Here is a 17,871-nt window from a genome sequence, read left to right on the forward strand (position 1 = left end):
AACATAATGCTACACTGGGGAACAGTGTAAATCTGTAGCAAATATTTATAGCGGTGTGCGCTCCTATGAGGTACAAACCAGAAACCCGGTTTCTGCTAGAAACCGGGTTTCTACCCAAACAGAACTGAAAACTGCTATAAGTATTTCATATTAGATAATTTTTTGAGGCACTCTTCAAGAGCGCCTCTACAAAAGCAAAACTAAGAGACTTTCTATTGAGCGTCTGCAAGATATTGAACAATCAGAGTTATCCGTTCAAAATGGCTTGTTCAACCTGAGTTAAATTCAATTCTCGTCCGATAAAGACTAAGCGAGTTTGTCGAAGTTCATCACTCAACCAAAGACGATCATAAAAGGAATCAAAACGATTTCCGACGCCTTGCAATACCATTCGCATCGGTTTATTTGGAACATGAACAAAGCCTTTTATTCGATAAATTTCCTGTTGTTGAACTAATTCTTGTAATTTTTCAATTAAAGTTTTCGGTTCAAAGGCTTGATCAACAATAAACTGTACTGCATTAATTTCATCATCATGTTCGTGTTCTTCTTCGTGATCATGATGACTCGGACGACTTTCTAAATGGTCTTCGACTGCGGCATTAAACCCCAACAAAAGATTAGTATCAATCTCTCCTTGCTGACAAGAAACAATTTTCACACCTGCGGGAAGTTCTCGGTGTAACCATTCTCGAACTTTAGTTAACGAATTTTCATCTACTAAATCGGTTTTTGTTAATAAAACCAGATCCGCACAAGCTAATTGATCTTCAAATAACTCTTCAATGGGCGTTTCATGTTCTAAATTCGGATCAGCTTGGCGTTGAGCTTCTAAAGCTTCTAAATCTCCCACCAAAGTCCCCGCAGCTAATGCTTGAGCATCCACTACCGTCAGAACCCCATCAACGGTTGCACTATTGCGAATTTCCGGCCAACGAAACGCTTGTATCAGGGGTTTAGGTAAGGCTAATCCAGAGGTTTCAACCAGAATACAATCAATTTTATCACGTCGCTTGAGAAGTTCCTGCATCGTCGGATAAAATTCTTCTTGAACCGTGCAGCATAAACAGCCGTTTGTTAGTTCGACAATATTATTTTCTGGGGTTTCGTCTTCTTCGCAAATTTGACAGGAACGTAAGAGTTCCCCATCTATTCCCATTTCCCCAAATTCATTCACTAAAACGGCAATTCTCCGTCCTTGATTATTTTGCAAAAGATGACGAACTAAGGTGGTTTTACCTGCTCCGAGAAAGCCGGTCACGACGGTAACGGGTATTTTGTGCATAGCGTTTTTTGAGGATTTTTTACAGGTGAGAATCAGTTGATTGAAGATATTAACCGAGCAATGTTGTTGCTAGAAAAGCCGCACCTACACCACAGATTGTAAATCCAGCAAACCGCAGATTGAGATTGGGTTGATCCGGAATGGTTTTCAGAGTGAATCGTCCGATTTGATAAGCTATTAAACTAACAATCAGTTGCACAAGAGCAAAGCCTGATAAATAGGCAATGAGCGGTGTCATTTGCGCCCCAACAATGGCTTCTCCGTAAGCATAACCATGAAAAATTCCAGCGATAATACTGAGGCTAATTAACCCTACTAAATTGGGGCTATTTTTCTGGGTGAGCAAGATTCCAAACGCGAGTACAGAAGCCGAAATTACCACTTCTGGAACAGGTAAATTAACATTGAAAAGATGAAGTCCGGTTCCGCTAAGAGTTGCTAAAATAAACGAGAAGGGAATGAAAAAGCCGGCTGTAGAACCTTTGAGTGCAGCGAATAACCCGATAGCCACAACAAAGGTAAAATGATCTAAACCGATGACGGGATGGGCTAAACCCGAGAGAAATCCTTCCAGCCAATTTGAAGGGGTTTCACCGCCAAAAGCATGATGAGCGCTGGCGGGGGAAGCGGTAATCATCAGGCTGAGACTTAATAATAAGCCGACAGCAATAGAAGAGTTGAGTTGAAAATTTCTGAGTTTAGACATCTTGATTGAATTCAATTTTAATGAGAATAAAACAACCTGCTGAGGAAAGCAGTTCCTCCCTTGATTAACTTGCTTTCCACACAAAAATAGACCCCAATAACTGTTAGCCAGCCAGGGGGAAAGGTGAGTTAAGATCTGGATTTAAACTGTTGAAAATTATTAACTTCCCGATGTAGCGGCGGAAGTCTAGATTGCCAGCAATCAAAAAAAATCACATTCAACACTATCTGTACCTCGCAGACGCGCTCACGGTGGACTGAGATGATCGGCGGGCATTCTGACTCTGAGAACGTGCAAGCGTCTCATTACAGTTGCGGGACAGCGCCAGATTTCCACTGGACTTTCCCCCTTAAGTCTGATAGCTGACCCCTATCAGAACCGATCTATCCCTAAACAATATCACAGATAGGAGCAATTGCTGCGTTTATTTACAGTTGAAATCAAAATTAATTGAAAAGAGGAAGATTAAGCGGAGGTAGATGATCGAAGTTGTTTGAGAGGAAGTTAGGCAATGTTGTTCGTGTTATTGAAATATTTGTTATCAGATGGGGAAGCACTGAGTTGAGGATTTTGACGTTCAACCAAGGGCGGCGCAGAAAGACGATACTGCACGGTGGGTTTATTAAGTTGAATCTCCTCAACATGAGTATAGCGATCGCTACGATGCCCATTGGCTTCACGTTCAAGGTAGGATAATGGCAAAGTAATCGGCCATAATAGGGTGGCGAGTCCGAGAACTATCCAAGAACTGGTGTCAGTTTTGGGAGTTGATTGATCTTTGAGGAATATTTTGAGACAGTGAGCAAAAAACACCAGACCGATTAAAATATAGCCCCGAATCATCAGTGTAAAAATTAACATTTTTTAACTCGATTCCTTTCGGAAATGAAAAAACAGAGGGATTGCCCCAAGTCTTTTCACCGTAACAATTTTTTGTGGGAACTGCCTCCGTTAATTCCCTAATTTTCAGTTAAACAGCAAGTATGATCTTCTGAAATTTTTTATGTAAAAATACGGAAGCCAGTTTGAGCAATTGAGCAGAACCGTCGTTCTATTCGGGTGGTGTGTTTTCATCCTGGGGAGTCGGCGTTGGCTGAGTCGGTGCAGGTAAAGTGGGTAGAACATCATCTTTGATTTTGACAAAAGCATCATAACGAGTGCTGCGATCGCTAACGACTGCGGCAGTTACCCCAATGGAACGAATTGCATTCATCCAAATCGCTTGTTGGGGAGGAAGCTGAGGTAAAGACAGATTTCGCCGATCAAAGACTCGTTCGACATCCACAAAGAAACTGCCATTATTTGGACTCAATTCAGTGGGTAGCGTTTCCTTAAATAAGGGATTTGAGCTAATCACTTCTGAAGGTAAAGGTAAAATTTGATTAGCCACAGGCGCTCCCAAGGTGGCAAACAGCACATTTTCATCCAGCCAGCCACGAGTTACACTAAATCCACCGTAGGGAGAGGTCCACTGGATTACAGGTTTGCCTTGAATTTGAGTAGATTCTACCTGAAATTTTTTGGACTTCATCACCTGATCCAACTTTTCTAAAGTCGTTTCAGCCGCTTTGCGATCGCTGGTTTCGAGCATCAAAGCCAATCCCGCCGAAAACTTTTGTGGGGTTTGTTTGTTCGGAATTGCTGGAATTAATGATAGTGCAAATTCTCCGCCCATCCAACTCAAAAAGTCTTTTTCTAAATCCATCTCAGTGGCTTTTTTTAAGCTGGAACTGAGCGCTTCTGGACTTAAAGGTGCAATCGGATTTGAAGCCGCATCTTTACTGTAATCTTGCCACAATCGCTGCAAATTTCCGCCTGCCATGACCATGATGGCATCATTCGGAATCCGTCGCAGCATATCCTGAGATTTGTTTTCAACCACTAGGGTTTTTTGACTACTCGGTTTGTACCAAGAAATGCCTTTAAATCCAATTCCTCCTGATTCTAAAACCACACTGCTGGCAAATCCTTGATGCTGCTGCAATTTTTCTAAATTTTCGGGCGCAATGGGTTGAGCGGAGGTGAAAGAGGCGACACTCGCAGCCACCGGAATATTCAGATAAATTTCTGCAAAAGCTCGGGAAGTTTTAATTTTTTCGATCGCACTTGCATAACCTGTGGTTTTGGCAATGGAGGCTTCTCCGCGAAAAGTATCAATGGTGCGATCTGTGGCGTTTGCATCGGTTGTCACGAGTAGAAACTTTTCACCCAAGACGGCGATTGAATAATTTTGCGTCGGTAAGCCTTGGGTTTCTATAATTTCAATCCCGCGATAGGTACGCTCGACGACATCACCTTCTGTCAGTAATTTCGGTTGAGCGAGGACTTCTTGGGCTTTTTGAGGGTTGTCAATAGGAAACACCATCACCATTGCGGGTTCTGTGGGGGAAGAAGGGGGTGAGTCCGGTTTGGGGAGTGTACCGGAGGTGATGGTTTGATGGGGTAGCCATGCTACCATGACTTGATCTCCCACCCAAGGTTGAATGTCTTTTTGGTAGTCAAAACCACTGTTGGTAAACAGGCGATCGCGCCATTGTCCGATGGTTTTGTTGAGAGCGGCTTTAGATTCTGTCGTGCCGTACTCGCGCAGTTTTTCCCACTGTTTAGGTTCGGTGGAGAACGAAACCGCCATCATTGCATCTTGAGGCACAATAGTCGCCCCAATGGGAACGTTTTCGAGTGCTTTTCTCGAAACGACAACGTAGTAGGTAGCGAAACCCCCTCCGATCAGAAGGGCAGCCGCTCCCAGGGTCAGCCAGAGGGATGATTTGTTTTTGTACATCATGGGGGGCAACGATTTAAAACGGATAGTGAGCGGAAGAACAGATTAACTTAACTATAAAACGCATAGATATAGACTTCTTACAGATAGCTTAATCCGTTTTTCCTTATAAGAATCTGTTTTCTTGACGTTCGGTGATGGTCTTTGATCTTCCAAACTATCACATATCAAAGGGAGATTTGGCAATATCTCTATTTCATATGAGATCTCTATCACGGTGAGGGTTGCATTTTTTGACTTTCCGACCTTCAACTTTCTTTGACTTCTTTCTTAGGTTTCAAGCCCGAAAAGTCTTCAAACCAACCTCTTCGCCAAAAGAACATAAATAAACTAATTCCAACTGCAAACATCACCCCCAAGCAAATGGGATAACCCCAAGACCAATTTAATTCGGGCATATTCCAGGGAGAGGCTTCTGGATTGAAGTTCATCCCATAAACTCCGGCAATGAACGTTAAGGGAATAAAAATGGTCGAAATGACGGTGAGAATTTTCATAATCTCATTCATTTTATTGCTTATTGTGGACATATAAACATTGATCATATCTGCGGAGAGTTCGCGATAGGTTTCGAGCATTTCTAGGATATTAATCGTATGATCATAACAATCCCGTAGATAGACTCTAACCCTTTTGTTAATTAAGCTTGTGCGATCGCGAATTAAAATATTAATCGCTTCTCGTTGCGCCCAAATTGCCCGTCGTAAAACCAACATTTCTTGTTTTATTTCATAGATTTTTCTCAACGTATCAGAAGTGGGTTTAAACAGAACTTCATCTTCTAATTCTTCGAGTTGATCGCTGTAGTATTCTATCACGGGAAAAAATCCATCAATAATCGCATCCAAAATGGCATAAGCCAAATAATCCGATCGATGCTTGCGGATGCTACCCTGATTATTGCGAATCCGATCACGCACAGGTTGTAAGCAGTCGTATCGGGGTTCTTCCTGAACGGTTATCAGGTAATTCTCTCCCAAAATCAAACTCACCTGTTCTCGATGCAGCGTCATGGAGTTTGGTTTGAGCAGAACCATCCAGGCAACGATAACAATTTGATCGGGATCTTCATAGTAAACGACTTTAGGACGTTGAGGAACATTCACCACATCTTCTAAAGCCAAGGGATGAAACTTAAAAATCTCCGACATTTGTTGCCAAGTTTCAATATTTCCCAATCCTTGAATATCCAACCAAGTGACGGTTTCTGTTGTCAGGTAGGGAATACAGTCTAGAGGTTGATTGAGTAATACCCGTGTAGATTTCGTGGAGTCATAGTTAATCAGGACTATTTTCGGCTGCGGGTCATCAGGTTCAAGGTCAAGCTCTCCCGGTATTGTTCCGGGTTCATCATAGAAATAGTCTAAGTTTGAGTCCTCTTCCTCTTCTTCAGTTAAGTATTCTGTCGTCGGGGAAGGAGTAAGACTGTGTGCCATAGGATTCCATTCTCACAGGTTGAGTTGAGATTTTGGATATTTTCTAGGATTTGATCGCCGAGACAACGGCTCAAACCCTCTGAAAACAGCATTCCCCTGAACCCCGAGCAACAAAACCATTAAGCCCTTTGAAACTGGGGTTGATTCTGCACGTACTCGAGTAAACCTTCACAGGCATCTAATAGAAGATCAATCACCCGATTGAATCCTTCAGAGCCACCATAATAGGGATCGGGAACTTCCTTGATCTGGTGATGGCGACAGAACTCGCACATCAGCTTAACTTGATCTCGATATTGACCGGTCCTATCGAGGTCAAGAATCGATTCATAGTTATCTTGATCCATTGCCAAAATCAAATCAAAGCCTTCAAAGTCTTCTCGCCTAAACTGGCGTGCTTGACCTTTTAGGACAATTCCTCGGGCTTTAGCTGCGATACTCATCCGAGCATCGGGGGGACTACCGATATGATAACTAGAAGTTCCGGCTGAATCACAGATAATCGAGCCAGTTAGATCCGCTTGATCAATCAGGTGATTCATAATATTTTCTGCCGAGGGGGATCGGCAGATATTCCCCAGGCACACAAATAATAATTTATAGGGCATCGCTCAAGGGCTAGAATTTCGGGTTACATTCCGGGCAGATTCAGTCCCCCTGTCAACTCTTCCATGCGAGAACGCATGGTAGAGGTAGAGTTGTCGTAGGCTTGTTGCATTGCTTCTAAAACCCATGCAGAGAGGACTTCCGCGCCTTCACCCATAACATCGGGTGAGATTTCCACACGACGGGGTTCTTGGTTGCCACTCAGATAGACTTTCACTAAACCTCCTGCGGCTTCTCCAGGAATTTCTAGCCGATCTAAATCTTCTTGAAGCTTTTTCGCTCCTTCTTGAACCTGTTGAGCCTTTTTGAAAGCGTCGGCTAGTTCTTTCATTTTGCCCATGCCGAAGCCAAATCCTTGTCCTTGCTTTGTCATAATTCTATCCCGTAGCGCCGTTGGACGCTTCCAAGTTGTACTCTATTTTCTCAAAAAACTTTCAGTCCAGCACTCAAGCATTTTCTCTGATTCTCAAGAGAACTGCAAGAGTCCGGTCTAGTTTTTGATGGTGTTAGGAGCCTCTGCCACCTCCGAATCACATTATAGTGCCAAGTTTCATCAAAAGATGGAAAACGAATCAGTTTCGATCAAAATTTTAGCAATTGCGATCTGTATGTGAGTGATGAACACCTCACCCCCTGACAAGATTTAGAGGCACCGTCAGATGTTTGTCAATTTTATCGTATTTTTCCGGCTTCGACAGGCAACAGGCCTAGTCGGAAGTCCGTTCAGTTGAGGGTTCAATCAAGCCTGTAGTCTCAAGACCTAACGCTGCGGAATTGCTTAGGACTGTTGAAACTCTCCGATAATCCTGACTTCCGGTTCTAGCAAGTAAGACCAACGCTGTTCAACCTGTTGTTGAACATGGCGGATCAGTTGGAAGATATCGGTAGCCGTTGCGCCGCCACAATTGAGAATAAAATTGGCATGGCGTTCAGCAACTTGGGCGCCCCCGATTTGGTATCCTTTTAAACCAGCTTGTTCAATCAACCAACCTGCGGGTTGAGATCCCGGGTTGCGGAAGACACTGCCACAACTGGGCAGATGATAGGGTTGAGAGTTGCGCCGTTTTTGCAGTTGTTCTGCGGTATCTGCTAAGACCTTGGCGGGGTCTGCACCCGGTTTCAACTCAAAAGTCGCTTGTAGGACAACGCGATCGCTATTTTGTAAATTTGAAGTCCGATAGCGATAGTCCAAATCTTTAGCCGTTAAGACTTCCAATCGGCCAAAGCGGGAGAGGATGTCAGCTTGGACGAGAATATCGGCGGTACAGCTCCCATGAGCGCCTGCATTCATCACCACAGCCCCGCCAACGGTGCCCGGGATACCAACAGCCCATTCTAGTCCTTGCCAACCCAAGCGGGCAGCTTTCCAAGCCAAACGGGGCAAGGATTCGCCGGCAGCGGCACTCAATCGTCCGGTTGCTAAATCAAAATGAATGTGGCGCAAAGCCCGAGTGCCAATCACTAACCCCGATAAACCCTGATCGCTGATTAAAAGATTTGATCCGCCTCCCAGTAAGGTCGTTGAGAGTCCAAGTTCTGCTGCCCATTGTAAACAGGCTTGGATTTCATCGAGATTTTTGGGGGCAACATACCATTCAGCCGGGCCTCCAACTCGATAGGAGGTAAAGGAAGCTAAGGAAACTTTTGATTGAATCAAACAGTCTCTTCCTAGCAAAGCAATGCAGCTTGGGGCTGCTTGGCAACTGTCGGGAGCAGATTGCCTGTTGACCTGACCTGGAGAGTCGTAGGAAAGCGTCATAACCATAACAAATAATTCAAATGCTCATCAATCGAAACAACAGCACATTGAGAGTTCCTTCACCGAGTTGAGCGGGCTGATGGTTGCCGTGGCTCTACCTCGGGTTGATGCTGACTTTGATAGAAGGCGAGCGCCTCTGGGATAATTTTGTTGAGGTTGCCTGCCCCAAGAAACAGAGCCAAGTCACCAGGTTGAAGAATTTCGGTCAACAGGGTTTTAACTGAGTCCAAGGATTGTCGGTAGTCCACTTGAGGGTGATAGGTAGCAATTAAATCGGCCAACTGTTGTCCGTTGATCTGAGTCGTGTTGGGTTCCCCTGCACTGTAGATGTCCGTGACTACAACCCGGTCAGCATCGCTAAAGCATTGGGCAAATTCCGACAAGAAGGCTTGAGTACGGCTGTAACGATGGGGTTGAAAGATCGCCACAACCCTTTTAACTTGGGGGTTGCTAGGGGAACCCGGGGTTTTGCGAAGACGAGCCGCCGCAAGAGTCGCCCGAATCTCACTAGGATGATGGGCGTAGTCATCGACAAATAGGATACCATTGCAACTCCCCCGATGCTCAAACCGTCGTTTTGCTCCTTCAAAGGTGGCAATGGCTTGGGCAATAGCGGAAAACTCCAGACCTAAGTAACGTCCAACGGCAACTGCCGCGAGAGCATTTTGCAAGTTGTGCTGACCGAGTAACTTGACGTGTAACTCACCCAACCGTTGACCCCGCTCCCACACTTGAGCCTGGGAACCCTCTGAGTGATATTTCACAGCCTCAACGGTATAGTCGGCACCGGAATTGGGGTTGAGGCTATAGCTAATGTGGGGTTGAATCCGCTCTCGTAGGGTTTGGCAGTCAATACAGCCAATTAGGGTTTTGCAATGCTCGGCAAAAATTTCAAAGGTTGAAACGACTTGATCGAGACTTTCATAGTGATCGGGGTGATCGAGTTCGATGTTGGTGATGATTCCAATCGCTGGGGCAAATTTGACTAGAGATCCATCGGATTCATCGGCTTCGGCAACCAGGTAAGGACTTTGACCTACCCGGGCATTTCCTTCCCAAGCACTGACTTCACCGCCGACTAAAATGGTCGGATCTAAGCCTGCTTTGAGCATCATGTAGGCGATCAGACTGCTGGTTGTGGTTTTCCCATGAGTTCCTGCTACGGCGATACTCTGGTATTCCTCGATCAAGGCAGCCAGTAAATCCGAACGGTGAAAGATTGGACATCCCAACTCCAGAGCCGCTTTGTACTCGGAGTTTTCTGGATGTATGGCAGTCGAACAAATGACTTGCGGTAAGTGCATCGAGGGTGATGCTTTGCCGTTGACCTTCGGTTCAATCATTCCGGTTGTGATCATTACCGCTTGCTCTGATCCGTTCGTCTGCCCCAAGTTTAAGCTTTTCGGGGTGCTGTTTGGATCGATTTGAGGGGGAAAAGCCGCAAAATTGCTGGCATCTTGACTCCAAAAAATATGAGCGCCCAAGGTTTGCAAACGCTGGGTGATATGGGTCGTTTGCAAGTCAGAGCCAGAGATTGGCAGGTTGCGCTTTGCTAGAATATAGGCAAGAGCAGACATCCCGATTCCACCGATGCCGATGAAATGAAAGGGTCTGCCACTGAAATCAACAGAACTAGGCATTGATCGCTCCTTAACACACCACACCGCGCCAATAACAGGCGATATCATATCAAGAATTGTTTTTTCCCGATACAGTTTGGTTAATCTTTTCTCAAGAAGCATTCTACGCCATCCTTCACGAAGAGGGGGCGAAATGCTTTAGTAGTTGTATACTATATCCCTTGTCTCTAGGCAAATACCGGATTCCTGTTGAGAAAATTTCGAGGGGATAGAAGGGGGACAATGAAATTGGGGATCAGCTTGTGGGGTATAAGCACCCGAACTGACAAGAGCCTTGGAGTCAAAACCCTCTCCTGTAGGGGGATTTCGCTGATGTAGGGGGCGACCTGTTGCATCTCTACAAGAAGTTTGGATAGCTAAACGTAAGAATGGGTCTGCCTTTAGGGTATGATTGGGGTCATTAGAAACCTAAATCATAAAAGGCTCGTGCCTGAGTTGGGCAATGCCATTGTTAGGAGGAACAAGGTGATTAAAGTCGCAATCAATGGTTTTGGACGGATCGGACGCAACTTTGTGCGTTGTTTGTTGACTCGCGAGAATAGTAATCTCGATTTGGTCGCAATTAATGATACCTCAGACCCCAAGACAAATGCTCATTTACTGAAGTATGATTCGATGTTGGGGACACTCAAAGGGGTTGATATTCAAGCGGATGAAAACTCGCTGACTCTCAACGGAAAAACCATTAAGTGTGTCTCTGATCGCAACCCCCTCAATTTACCCTGGGCTGATTGGGGTGTTGATTTGATTATCGAAGCAACAGGCGTCTTTATTAGCGAAGAGGGCGCTTCTCTGCACTTACAAGCCGGTGCGAAGAAGGTATTAATTACAGCCCCTGGTAAAGGCGGAAACATTGGTACTTTCGTGATGGGTGTTAATGACAGCACCTACAAACACGAAGATTACAACATCCTGAGTAACGCTAGTTGTACCACTAACTGTCTCGCTCCTTTTGCCAAAGTGCTACACGAACACTTTGGGATCGTTAAAGGGACAATGACGACCACCCACAGCTACACTGGGGACCAACGCATTTTAGATGCGAGTCACCGGGATTTACGTCGGGCTCGGGCAGCGGCTATCAACATTGTACCGACTTCAACCGGAGCTGCTAAGGCGGTGGCTTTAGTGATTCCAGAACTGAAGGGGAAACTCAACGGAATTGCTATGCGGGTTCCGACTCCTAATGTCTCAATCGTAGACTTGGTGGTTCAGGTTGAGAAGAAAACTTTTGCTGAAGAGGTCAATCGAGTCCTACAAGAAGCAGCAGAAGGCCCACTCAATGGGATTCTCGAATACAGCGATCTGCCTCTGGTTTCCAGCGACTATCGCGGACGGGATGCTTCCTCTATCATCGATGCTAGCTTGACGATGGTGATGGATGGTGACATGGTGAAAGTTATCGCTTGGTACGATAACGAGTGGGGCTACAGCCAACGAGTTGTAGACTTGGCTGAGTTAGTCGCTAAACATTGGCCGGCTGCCTAAAATGAACTTGGGATTAAGGATTAGGAACTCGGATGCTAAAGTCGAGCCATCGATGAAAAGGTAGCTTGTTCCTACTCCATTATCCCTGCTTCCGAACGCTCAGGTGGATTTTTTAATTGAAAATTAAGCTTTGCACCGAGCAAATCTTTCAAAAGTGCTGAAATCCTTTGTTCAAAACAAGGGGAGTTTCTGTCTGAGGTGACATCTGATTAACGAGAAGAATTTGGGAGTCAGGGGTTGTTTTTCCTACAACTGCTGCTCCCCCTCCCAATTTCTCAACGAACTGTTCGGCTAAGGCTAAAGGAAGACACAAGACTAACTGAAAATCTTCGCCTCCATACAGCGCCCAGTCTAAAGCCTCTGAGGGAGATACAAGCTGTTGTAAAGCAGCCGAAAGGGGTATTTGATGGCTGTGTATTCTCGCCCCGACGTTGCTAGCTTGACAGATTTGTACAATTGCATCGGCTAAACCATCGCTACTATCCATTCCGGCGACTATCACTCCTTCGGGGAGTATTTCTTGTAAAATGGCGATCGCATCGAGTCTGGGTTGGGGTCGTTGATGGGCTTGAATTAATGATGAACGTTGCCCCTGGCTTAAAGATTGTCCCATCTCTGGCTTCAGCAATAATTCTAACCCCGCCCTGGAATCTCCATGCACTCCGGTGACAACAATTGCATTTCCGGCTTGGGCGGTATTTCGGCGAATGGCAGACTGAGGGTTAACTTGTCCAAAAGCGGTAATGGAAACACAACGCACCGCAGACTGACAGAGATCTCCCCCAACGATAGGCGTATTAAAGGGTTCTAAACATTCAGATATTCCCTGATAAAATTCCTCAACCCAAGCAACAGGGGTATCACCTGTTAACCCCAACGCCACTGTAATTCCCAACGGAGTCGCCCCCATCGCCGCAATATCGGATAAATTAGCCGCAGTCGCCCGCCAACCGACATCACGGGCTGAAGTGGTGCGATCGCTAAAATGCACCCCATCGATTAACATATCTGTAGTCACGACTAAGGATTCATCCGGTTTGGGGGTAATAATCGCTGCATCATCTCCGACTACTTCCACTGGACAGAAACCCTTGACAATCGTTAATAAACCTTGTTCACCAATATCTTGAATATTCATAGTAAAAGAAACAACTTTTCCTGATAGGATATTGCTTGATTCCTGAAAATTTAGGGAATATATTAAATTAGGACTACCTCCATGATCACAAAAGATCTTGACAATATCAACCTTCTAGCCTTTCAACAACCGATCAATTGCTGTAATGTAACAGCGATCGCTTATGCGTTAACAGCGCTGGGACATTCGACCTGTGTTGATGATCTTTTTTATGTGACCCGATTACCAATTGCTTCTGTTCTTGATGACGGGATGACTCTGGCAGAGACCTACGATACCTTCATCAGTTATATCGAAAATGGCAAATTACCCTTTTCTGTCAGAATGGAGTATTTCGACCAACGAAATATGACTTTTGAGACTTTTATTCAAGAAATTGAAAGGGCAGTTTCTGATGATAAAGATATTCACATCTTAAACTTTAGTGTGAGCATCGCCCACGACAATTTCAATTTGAGCGGTGGTCACTTCTCCTTAGTGGCTGACTACGATCCCAATACACAGGAAATCACAATTGCGGATACAAACCCTAAGAAATATACTCGCTTTTGGAAGTGTCCTGCTGAACGAATGTATAAGGCTTGTGTAGACAAAGATTCTTCTTCTACCCGCTCTCGGGGAATGATTGTTGTTCGTAAACTTGACGAATCACACCAATAAAAATTGATGTAAAAAGAGAATGGATGTTCAGCAGAGTTAACTTCTCACAAGAGTTGTGACTCTCTGCTGTGCTTGTATTTGTAATTTTTTGTAAAGTTGCAGGGGTCAACTCAAATGGTATCCTAATCCAATAGGGGTTAGAGACGGTTCTCTAGAACGTTTCTAGCACTTTGTACTGGATTCTCTACAAACAAATCTATGAGATTGCCTGATGGCCCCAGGCTACCTGCGTTAGTCCAAACCTTACAAATTATCGCCCAACCGACCCAATTTTTAGAACGGTGTGCGAACCAATTTGGAGATTGTTTTACATTGCGGGTACTCGGTTTAAACTCGCCTCCGATTGTATTGTTTAGCAATCCTGAAGCCATTGAAGCCATTTTTACCACCGATGCGGATAAATTTGAACTCGGCAAAATTACCCACGTTTTTCAACCGTTAACGGGTTCTCAATCTTTAATATGCACCGATGGTAAACGTCATCAACGCCTGCGTCAATTATTGATGCCTCCTTTGCATGGAAAACAACTCCCTGCCTATGGTAAAACCATTTGTAATTTAACCCTAAAAGCGACTCAAAATTGGTCTCCGGGTGATTTTATTTCGATTCGAGATTATACCTCCCAAATCGCTTTAGAAGTCATTTTGCAAGTGGTTTTAGGACTGAAGGAAAATCAACGTTATTTTCAACTTAAACATCGAATTGAACCCTATTTAGAAAGTGTCAATCAACCTCTGAATTCAATTCAGTTTTTCTTACCGCCTTTACAACAAAATTTAGGAAGCTGGAGTCCTTGGGGGAAATTTATTCAACAGCGACAACAAATCGATGATTTAATTTACGCTGAAATAGCCGAACGTCGTAGAAAACCTTTAGGGGAAGATGTGCTTTCGCTGTTAATTTCCGCCCGAGATGAAGCGGGTAAACCTCTAACGGATGAAGAACTTAGAGATCAATTAATTACGTTATTACTGTTAGGACATGATACCACAGCATCGGCTTTAGCTTGGGCGTTTTATTGGATTCATCGTTATCCTAAAATTCTCGATCAATTAGTGGAGGAATTAAACGGTTTAGATGAAAATCCTGATCCGATGGATATTGTCCAACTGCCTTATCTGAATGCAGTTTGTCAGGAAACGTTACGCATTCATCCCATCGCGTTAATTTCTCAACCGAGAGTTGTTAAAGAAAGTGTCAAAATCGAGAATTATCAGTTTAAACCGGGTACAATTTTAGTACCTTGTATTCATTTAGCCCATCATCGGGAGTCAGTTTATCCGCATTCTAAACAGTTTAACCCGAATCGTTTTCTAGAGCAAAAATTTTCGCCCTATGAATATTTACCGTTTGGGGGCGGAAGTCGTAGCTGTATCGGAATGGCGCTTTCTTTGTTTGAAATGAAGCTAATTTTAGCAACCCTGTTGTTAAACTATCAGTTAGCGTTTAATCAAACTCATGTTGTTAAACCTGTTAGACGAGGGATAACGATAGTTCCTTCGAGTAATTTTAGACTCACGGTGTTAACCGGAAAACAAACCCATATTTCAACAAAAGCTGTAAACCTTTAAGTTCATCTCTACTCATTTAAACTCAAACTATGACAACAAAACTGATTACAGAAAACAATCAAAATAAGCTTTGGTTAGCGGCAATTAAACCCCCCATGTATAGCGTGGCAATTATGCCGATATGGTTAGGGACAGCTATTGCTTGGTTTGAACAGAAATATATCAACTTGGCAGTTTTTACAACATTTATTAGTGCGGCTATTTTAATTTTAGCCTGGGAAAACATTCATAATGATGTGTTCGACTCGGAAACGGGAATTGACAAAAATAAAGCCCATTCTTTGGTTAATTTAACCCAAAAAAAGAATTTAGTTTTTGTCATCGGTTTGCTGTGTTTAACGGTTGGGATTCTTGAAATACTGTTAATTTGTTGGTGGCAAAAAGACTTAACGGTTATTGGTTTAATTTTGGCTTGTTGTTTCCTGGGATATGCTTATCAAGGGCCGCCTTTTCGCTTAGGTTATCAGGGTTTAGGGGAATTTCTCTGCTTTTTTGCCTTTGGACCGTTGGCGGTTTCTGCGGCTTATTATAGTCAAACTCAGAGTTGGTCAAGTGTCAGTTTTGCGGCTTCTATTATTCTGGGAATTTCGACAACTTTAATATTATTTTGTTCCCATTTTCATCAAGTCGAAGATGATTTAGCTGCGGGGAAATATTCCCCAATTGTTCGTCTGGGAACTCAACGCGGAGCGCAACTTTTGCCGATATTTTGTGGTATAATCTTTGCAATTACCGGGATTGGTGTTATCTTGGGAACGTTTCCGGTTTGGACGTTATTGAGTTTTGTGGGTTTACCTTCTGCGATTAAACTTTGTCGTCATGTGGGTTTAAATCACGATAAACCGGAGTTAATTAGTAATTGTAAATATATTGCGGTTTCCCTGCATTTTTGGAGTGGGTTGCTGTTGGGGTTGGGGTTTGTGATTCATTTCTAGACTTGATACCCAATACCAGAGAATTAATTCTCTGGCTAAAATTCTAAGTCCTCTCAAGAGGACTATTATATTGTGTAAAAAGGATTCACAAATAGGCATTCAGCAAGCAAGATGCTTGCACGAAAATGTTGATTCTCTTAACTCCCCTCTCGATTAATAAATAGTCCCTAATGGGACACCTTTTCCCTCTCCTTGTAGGAGAGGGTTAGGGAGAGGTGGAGAGGGTTAGGGAGAGGTGGAGAGGGTTAACCAGAGGTTTAACTCCAGCCAATTTGAACCGCTATAAACAGAAAAAACATCGCCCCTAAAAACAGATAAACCATTAATGGCATTATCCAACGTAACCAAATTTCATAGGGGATTTTGGCGATAGAAAGGACACCCATTGTTACCCCACTGGTGGGAATAATTAGATTATTTAAACCATCTCCCATTTGAAACGCTAATACTGCGGTTTGTCGAGAAATTCCGAGTAAATCACTCAACGGCGCCATAATAGGCATGGTTAACGCTGCTTGTCCTGAACCGGAGGGAACAAAAAAGTTTAAAATGGCTTGAAACCAAAACATCGCTTGTACCGAAACCACCGCAGGTAAACTTTCAACAGTTTGGGTAATTTGAAATAAAATAGTATCGATTATTTTCCCTTCTGTCGCGACGATTAAAATCCCTTTGCAAAATCCCACAATTAAACAAGCCATCATCATCTCTTTTGCACCATCTACAAAAGAATTTGTGGTTTGAGTCAGGGAAAGTCCTCCAATTAACGACGAAAAAATTCCTAAAGCAAAAAATAATCCGGCTATTTCGGTAATATACCATCCTTGAGTTGTCACACCCCAAGCTAATATAAAAATTGTTAGTAAAAATAGGATTAAAACGATAATTCTATTAACAGTGAGGGGATATTCTCGAACTGGTTTTTCTAATGGGGTTGCGGTTTCAACGGAATATAATAGACTATTTTCTCGACTAACATCTTGACGGTAAATATACCACAAAATATAAGCGATCGCCATCAAAGAAAACACTGCCCAAACTAAGAGTCTGTAGCGAATTCCACTAAATAACGGAACTTGAGCAATTCCTTGGGCAACGCCAACGGTAAACGGGTTTAAAAATGCTCCTGCAAAGCCAACACCCGCCCCAACAAAGGGAATAGCAACCCCTGTTATTGTATCATAGCCTAATGCTTGCGCTAAGGGAATGGTAATTAACACAAAAACTAATATTTCTTCACTCATTCCAAAACTACCTCCACAAAAGGAAAAAGCGAGGATTAATAGAGGAATAATCACCCATTTGTAAGCCGGATTTCTAACGGTTAAATTGACTAATTTTTCGAGTCCAGCATCAATGGCACCTGTGGCGTTTACCATGCCAAATGCACCGCCAACAAAGAAAATAAAAGCAATCACTTCAGTTGCAGAAATAAATCCTTTTACAGGGGCAATAAAAAAGCTGAAAATATTTTGAGGTGCCGGGGTGACAACCTGATAAGAACCTGGTACAACAATACTTCTATTTTCAACAATTTCACGGCTATATTCTCCGGCTGGAATTATCCAGGTTAGCACAATTACTAGAAGAAGAATAAAAGAAGAAATCACAAGAGTATCCGGCAACTTAAATTTGTTCATTCGGTTTTGAATATGGCTAAACTGACTCCAATAGATATTGTATACTTTAGGCGGTTCAAAGAGATTTATTTATCGCAAAAATTAATCATTTAGGGGCGGGTTTATCTGAATCTATTTGTTTTCCCAAATCTCGGGGTGAACCCGCCCCTACGGTAGGTGTTTTTGGGAATTTTTTATGGGGTTTGGGCGGGTTTATCTGAATCTATTTCTTTTCCCAAATCTCG

Annotated in this window: 15 protein-coding genes and 1 riboswitch; of the genes, 4 read left to right on the forward strand and 11 right to left on the reverse strand. The window is 43.5% G+C overall.

Going from position 1 to position 17,871, the window contains the following annotated elements; all coding sequences use genetic code 11:
- Nucleotides 1–247: 247 nt before the first annotated feature.
- The 9 genes from cobW to murC form a co-directional block, all read right to left on the reverse strand.
- Complete coding sequence (cobW, locus tag VB836_RS04855; RefSeq protein WP_323218261.1) at nt 248–1,285, reverse strand: cobalamin biosynthesis protein CobW; 1,038 nt, start codon at nt 1,283–1,285, stop codon at nt 248–250.
- 49 nt (nt 1,286–1,334) lie between these two features.
- Nucleotides 1,335–1,991, reverse strand: a complete 657-nt coding sequence (locus VB836_RS04860) for a HupE/UreJ family protein (RefSeq protein WP_323218262.1) — start codon at nt 1,989–1,991, stop codon at nt 1,335–1,337.
- A gap of 250 nt (nt 1,992–2,241) precedes the next feature.
- Nucleotides 2,242–2,389: riboswitch (cobalamin riboswitch) on the reverse strand.
- A 106-nt stretch (nt 2,390–2,495) separates the two neighbouring features.
- On the reverse strand, nt 2,496–2,852 hold the full coding sequence (locus VB836_RS04865) for a hypothetical protein (protein ID WP_323218263.1): 357 nt from the start codon (nt 2,850–2,852) through the stop codon (nt 2,496–2,498).
- A 190-nt stretch (nt 2,853–3,042) separates the two neighbouring features.
- On the reverse strand, nt 3,043–4,776 hold the full coding sequence (locus VB836_RS04870; protein WP_323218265.1) for a DUF3352 domain-containing protein: 1,734 nt from the start codon (nt 4,774–4,776) through the stop codon (nt 3,043–3,045).
- Nucleotides 4,777–5,021: 245 nt separating this feature from the next.
- Nucleotides 5,022–6,209 carry a magnesium/cobalt transporter CorA gene (corA, locus tag VB836_RS04875; protein WP_046278526.1) on the reverse strand — a complete coding sequence of 396 codons (1,188 nt, stop codon included), beginning with the start codon at nt 6,207–6,209 and terminating at the stop codon, nt 5,022–5,024.
- A gap of 119 nt (nt 6,210–6,328) precedes the next feature.
- A complete protein-coding gene (locus VB836_RS04880; protein WP_323218266.1) occupies nt 6,329–6,817 on the reverse strand; it encodes a low molecular weight protein-tyrosine-phosphatase in 489 nt (162 codons plus the stop codon).
- 23 nt (nt 6,818–6,840) lie between these two features.
- Complete coding sequence (locus VB836_RS04885; protein ID WP_323218267.1) at nt 6,841–7,188, reverse strand: YbaB/EbfC family nucleoid-associated protein; 348 nt, start codon at nt 7,186–7,188, stop codon at nt 6,841–6,843.
- Between the two features lie 405 nt (nt 7,189–7,593).
- On the reverse strand, nt 7,594–8,580 hold the full coding sequence (gene murB, locus VB836_RS04890) for a UDP-N-acetylmuramate dehydrogenase (protein ID WP_323218268.1): 987 nt from the start codon (nt 8,578–8,580) through the stop codon (nt 7,594–7,596).
- A gap of 53 nt (nt 8,581–8,633) precedes the next feature.
- Nucleotides 8,634–10,214: a UDP-N-acetylmuramate--L-alanine ligase gene (gene murC, locus VB836_RS04895; protein WP_323218269.1), complete on the reverse strand. Its 1,581-nt coding sequence runs from the start codon at nt 10,212–10,214 to the stop codon at nt 8,634–8,636.
- A 465-nt stretch (nt 10,215–10,679) separates the two neighbouring features.
- On the opposite strand from murC, the gene VB836_RS04900 reads away from it, so the two are divergent.
- Complete coding sequence (locus VB836_RS04900; RefSeq protein ID WP_323218270.1) at nt 10,680–11,702, forward strand: type I glyceraldehyde-3-phosphate dehydrogenase; 1,023 nt, start codon at nt 10,680–10,682, stop codon at nt 11,700–11,702.
- A 148-nt stretch (nt 11,703–11,850) separates the two neighbouring features.
- Here the strand turns inward: VB836_RS04900 and thiL are convergent, their stop codons facing one another.
- Complete coding sequence (gene thiL, locus VB836_RS04905) at nt 11,851–12,840, reverse strand: thiamine-phosphate kinase (RefSeq protein ID WP_323218271.1); 990 nt, start codon at nt 12,838–12,840, stop codon at nt 11,851–11,853.
- A gap of 81 nt (nt 12,841–12,921) precedes the next feature.
- Here thiL and VB836_RS04910 point away from each other — a divergent pair, with 81 nt between their 5' ends.
- The 3 genes from VB836_RS04910 (at nt 12,922) to menA (ending at nt 16,007) form a co-directional block, all read left to right on the forward strand.
- On the forward strand, nt 12,922–13,500 hold the full coding sequence (locus VB836_RS04910) for a phytochelatin synthase family protein (protein ID WP_323218272.1): 579 nt from the start codon (nt 12,922–12,924) through the stop codon (nt 13,498–13,500).
- Between the two features lie 198 nt (nt 13,501–13,698).
- The gene (locus VB836_RS04915; RefSeq protein ID WP_323218273.1) at nt 13,699–15,072 is read left to right on the forward strand and encodes a cytochrome P450; all 1,374 of its coding nucleotides are present in this window, start codon (nt 13,699–13,701) and stop codon (nt 15,070–15,072) included.
- A gap of 29 nt (nt 15,073–15,101) precedes the next feature.
- Nucleotides 15,102–16,007 (forward strand): 2-carboxy-1,4-naphthoquinone phytyltransferase, encoded by a 906-nt coding sequence (gene menA, locus VB836_RS04920; RefSeq protein ID WP_323218274.1) that lies wholly within the window; start codon nt 15,102–15,104, stop codon nt 16,005–16,007.
- A gap of 257 nt (nt 16,008–16,264) precedes the next feature.
- Here menA and VB836_RS04925 read toward each other — a convergent pair whose 3' ends face one another.
- Complete coding sequence (locus tag VB836_RS04925; protein ID WP_323218275.1) at nt 16,265–17,647, reverse strand: YfcC family protein; 1,383 nt, start codon at nt 17,645–17,647, stop codon at nt 16,265–16,267.
- Nucleotides 17,648–17,871 lie beyond the last annotated feature (224 nt).

The organism is Limnoraphis robusta BA-68 BA1 (assembly GCF_034932365.1).
Lineage (GTDB): Bacteria > Cyanobacteriota > Cyanobacteriia > Cyanobacteriales > Microcoleaceae > Capilliphycus > Capilliphycus robustus.